Origin of the sequence: Heyndrickxia sporothermodurans (assembly GCF_003055045.1) — a bacterium.
GTDB lineage: Bacteria > Bacillota > Bacilli > Bacillales > Bacillaceae_C > Heyndrickxia > Heyndrickxia sporothermodurans.
On the sequence record NZ_NAZB01000090.1, the window covers coordinates 1 to 2241 of the forward strand.

Here is a 2241-nt window from a genome sequence, read left to right on the forward strand (position 1 = left end):
GGAAAGTAGGAGTAAATATTTTACTTACCTTTTTACCACTTTAGGAATTGGTGTTTTAGGTGATAAAGGGATAAGTAAAGCAGGTAGTGTAAGTACAAAAGTGGGGAACCTTGGTAGAATAACGACCAAGGTTGAGGGATTTACTCCATCTATGGGTACCGTTACTGCTGGCCCCATTCCTTATAATGTGATGAATCATTTGGAGGATCAGATTCAGCTGGCGGCGAGGAAAGCGTTTGGGGATGGTACTAAGGGTACGTGGAAAGACTATAAAAATTATAAGACTGTAGAGTATAATGGTACAACTAAAATTAATGGAGAAGTTAGGGATACTAGCAGACGGGTCTATCAAAGGATAGATATTGATTATGATAGGGTTGACCCTAAAACTGGTAAGACAAATTATCAATTAATGAAAAGCGGAAGACCTCCAATTTGGAAAGATGGGACTAAAATAGAACTTCATCATATAATCCAAAGAGAACCTGGTTCAATGGTAGAACTCCCAGGTAGTATGCATAAAGAATATTATAGAATATTACATGGTTTAGTGGAGAATGGAGGAAGCTTTAGAAATGACCCTGTATTGAAAAAACAATATGAAAACTTCAGATCGAAATATTGGAGATGGAGAGCTAAACAAATAGATAATGGCGAATTATAAAAGGAGAAATTCTGTATGAATAAACAGGAATTAACCAATTTTATTAAAAAAAATATGGAATTAGATGATTTTACTGGAGGAGTAGATGGAAAACAGATTGATTATGTTCAAGATACCCTCAAGCTAAAATTGCCAGAAAGTTACAAATGGTTTTTAAATAATTACGGATCTGGTGGTTTATATGGTGTAGATATTTTAGGAGTGGCTAGGTCTAATATTGCTACTGTTGTTATGGAAACGGAGCGTTATAGGGAATTAGGAATGAATGAGAATTTAGTAGTTATTGAGGATGTAGATGAATATGCTTATTGTTTAGATACAAGCAATATGGAGAATAATGAGTGCCCAGTAATAGCGTGGAATAAGCAAGGAGGACTTGATGACTACAATACGGCAGAAAATTTTTATGAGTTTTTATCACAAAGGTTGTTGGATGCAAAAGAAGCATGGGAAGAAGACTTTTAAGATAGATAAATAGAAAGAAATTATAATCGATATTAAAAAAATAAAAAACACAGATAGTTGACCGTTGATGTTAGTACATTATCGGTCATTTTTTTATTCCTGTAATATAAGTGATTAAGTTTTATTGTTTCCAAAAAATCATCAATTCGATCTATGTAATTCCTGTATTTAGAAATTAATAGTGAAGAAGCTAATATGACAAATTTTTCGCAGACGAACTTTCATTGTTTACACCTCAAAGGGAATTGAGACCCCTATATAAAAATCCAAATTCAAATTGACTCTATCCTCCCTTAGTTGGATAATATACCCATAAAATCTCATTAACAATAAAGTGGTGAACGTATGAGTACACTTTCTTATCTAAATAGACAGTTATGTAACAAGCAGGATCAATTAGAACGACTACATACATGCGAACGTGAATTAAAAGAATGTCGGAATGAGTTTAAAGCCAATCAACGATTTTGTTTATCTCCTGAGTTAAGTCCCACAACTTGGCGTGGTAAGTTTGCAAAGGATTTTGAACGGATCCGTCGCGATGGCATTCTTCAAAACTATAAAGATATTAAAAATAATCAAATAGATAAATCTCTAACCGTTTTACATCAAGAAATTCAAACAATAACCCGCGAAATAAATAGTTTTAGAAGAGCTATTCAATCCGAAATCGAAAGACTGAGGGAGGAGGAAAAGGAGAAATGAGTACAGAAATTAAGGTTCAGTATACAGAAATAGCACAAAAACTAGCCAATCTTCAATCCGAAGCCAAATCCCTAAAAACATCATTTCCAACAGATATTGGTGGTAAAAATCATATGGATGTCATTTCACGGTTTAATGAAATAGGGGCTGACGTTCAAAAAATTCTACAAAGCTATCAATCTTTTTTACTAAAAAGTGAAAATGCCACAAAGGAAGCAATTAAAAGTATGAAAGAATTGGACGAACGAGTTTCCGAGCAATTTCAGCCGATGAAGTAGAAAGCTGGTGAGAGAATGAAAGTACTTGATGTTCATGGGTTTCGTGCTGATATGGATCAAATTCAAGAACGACTGGAAGCATTGAATGAACAAATTGAACAATTACAGCATGCCATTGACGGAATCATT

At 34.0% G+C, this 2241-nt stretch carries 4 protein-coding genes; all 4 read left to right on the forward strand.

The window, feature by feature from the left end:
- Window positions 1–664 (forward strand): HNH/ENDO VII family nuclease (locus B5V89_RS19685; RefSeq protein WP_244913554.1); only part of this gene is annotated, 664 nt, incomplete at its 5' end.
- Window positions 665–679: 15 nt separating this feature from the next.
- Window positions 680–1129 carry an SMI1/KNR4 family protein gene (locus tag B5V89_RS19690; protein ID WP_107921443.1) on the forward strand — a complete coding sequence of 150 codons (450 nt, stop codon included), beginning with the start codon at window positions 680–682 and terminating at the stop codon, window positions 1127–1129.
- Between the two features lie 345 nt (window positions 1130–1474).
- Entirely contained in the window at window positions 1475–1834 is a 360-nt protein-coding gene (locus tag B5V89_RS19695; protein WP_108073685.1) for a YwqH-like family protein, read from the forward strand.
- Window positions 1831–2112 (forward strand): YwqI/YxiC family protein, encoded by a 282-nt coding sequence (locus B5V89_RS19700; protein WP_108073687.1) that lies wholly within the window; start codon window positions 1831–1833, stop codon window positions 2110–2112. The genes B5V89_RS19695 and B5V89_RS19700 overlap by 4 nt, the downstream gene beginning before the upstream one ends.
- Window positions 2113–2241: the final 129 nt, after the last annotated feature.